1 protein-coding gene is annotated in these 2,065 nt (G+C 67.0%); it reads left to right on the forward strand.

The features are described 5' to 3' along the window. Positions 1-757: 757 nt before the first annotated feature. Complete coding sequence (gene ltrA / locus ACFU8W_RS52360) at positions 758-1,960, forward strand: group II intron reverse transcriptase/maturase (RefSeq protein WP_384052963.1); 1,203 nt, start codon at positions 758-760, stop codon at positions 1,958-1,960. The last annotated feature ends 105 nt before the right edge of the window (positions 1,961-2,065 follow it).

A 2,065-nucleotide genomic window follows, 5' to 3' on the forward strand; every position in this document is an offset into this window, starting at 1 on the left:
TGCACTACGCGTGTACGTCCAGGAGTTCGGGCATCGTCCCAGCTTGAAAGAGGTGGAAGGGATGTAACCGGGCGACAAGTTCAGGGCAGCCAGCCGGTGCAAGTCCGGTCCGGGGAGATGCCAGGGTCCTCGGTAGCTGACTCCCGGCGTCGTTCGAGAGGGCGGCGTCGAAGTGGGGTGACAAGCGTCCTTCGGGGGCGTGCGACCGGCCGGTCCGCAACATGAAGTGAAGCCTGCAGCGTCGACATGCAGACCCCGCCCGATGGGGTGGGCCAAGGAGGTGCCGAGCCCGTATGCGTAGGGCGAAGGCCATGGAAGGCGTCCGGGAACCTGGAGCGGGCGCCGAGGAACCTCCCGGCGTAAGGGGCGTGGAACGGTCGGAAGGTTGTCCTGGGAACTGGAGAGGGCCTACTCGGCCCCGGGTATGCGGCCCGGGAGCGTGGCCCGCTTATAACCGGCGGAACCGGGAAGTGGCGGGCTGCCGAGAGGCAGTCGGAGGGGGCCGTAGTAGTGCCGATCGGCGGGACAACACAACCCGCTGGGAGCGAAGGGCCCCTGCTTCATCGATGCGATTCGCGAACAGGGAGGGGCCCGGATGAGTGCCGTATCGGCTAGGTCCATCCGTCGGGAGGACGGTGCCGCAGGACCGGGTGGCCGTCCTCTGGACAAGGTCCGAGCCTTGCAGTGGACGCTCTACCGCTGTGCCAAGCAAGAACCCGATCGGCGGTTCCATGCCCTGTATGGCCACGTCCACCGCATGGACGTCTTGTGGCGGGCATGGTCGGTCGTGTGCGCGAACCGGGGAGCCCCCGGCGTGGACGGCGTGACCGTCGACGCGGTGGCGGCCTCGGGGGTGGATGTATTCCTCCAGGATCTGGCGGAGCGACTGCGGACGTATACGTATCGTCCGTCGGTGCTGCGGCGGGTCATGATCCCCAAGCCGGGGCGGCCGGGGGAGGCCCGGCCGCTGTCGATTCCCACCGTGGCGGATCGGGTGGTGATGACGGCCGCGAAGATGGTTCTCGAACCGGTCTTCGAGGCCGGGTTCACCACGGCGAGCTACGGATTCCGTCCGAAACGGTCCGCGATCGACGCGTGCGATGCTGTACGCGTGGCGGCGAACCAAGGGCGGGAATGGGTGTTCGAGGCCGATATCCGGGACTGCTTCGGGACGATCGGGCATGACGCACTCGTCGCCCAGATGGCGAGGCGTGTGGTCGATCGCTCGATGCTGAAGCTGATCCGGGCGTGGCTGCGGCTGGGGGTACTGGAGGGTGGGGTGACCTCCCCGACCGGGGCGGGAACCCCACAGGGCTCACCAATATCCCCTTTGCTCGCCAACGTTGCTCTGCACCTCCTCGATGAGGCATGGCAGGACGAGGGCCGCCGGCTGGGAGTGCTGGTGAGGTATTGCGATGACTTCGTGGTCCTGTCGCCGACCAGACAACGGGCCGAGCAGGCCCAGCAGCTGGCGGCCAGGGTGCTGGGACGGCTCGGGATGCGACTGCACCCTGAGAAGTCCGGCATCACCTGCCTCACCCGGGGCGGGCAGGGCTTCGAGTTTCTCGGCTTCCACCACCGGAAAGTGGAATCGTGGAAGTGGCGGGGCAGGTTCTACCTGTACCGGTGGCCCTCGCAACGGGCGTTGGGGGTACTGCGGGACAAGGTCCGCGCTGCTACCTCCCGCTCTCGGACCGAGCGGCCAGTGGCTGCCGTGGTGGCCGAGCTCAATCCCGTACTCCGGGGATGGGCTGGGTACTTCCGCAATGGAAATTCCGCGCGGAAGTTCATAGCGGTGGACCAGTACGTCCACGAGCGGCTGGCGATTTTCACCAGCAGCAAACATGGCCTGTCGGGCCGGAATTGGGCCGCCCGCTACAACTACGGGTGGATCAGTCGGCTCGGGGTCTTCCGCCTTGCCGGAAACTGGCACGGGGCGGCGGCGCATGCCCAGCGGTGAACGATGTCGGAAAGCCGGATGCGGGAGAACCGCATGTCCGGTTTGAAGCGGCGGGGACTGGAAACGGAGATTTATCCACCGCGCCAGTCCCCGACCCTACTCGAC

The sequence above is a fragment of the Streptomyces sp. NPDC057565 genome (assembly GCF_042801455.1).
Lineage (GTDB): Bacteria > Actinomycetota > Actinomycetes > Streptomycetales > Streptomycetaceae > Streptomyces > Streptomyces yanii.

Coding starts and splice junctions, on each gene's coding strand:
- ltrA (WP_384052963.1), top strand. CDS start 758: ATGGACGTCTTGTGGCGGGCATGGTCGGTCGTGTGCGCGAACCGGGGA.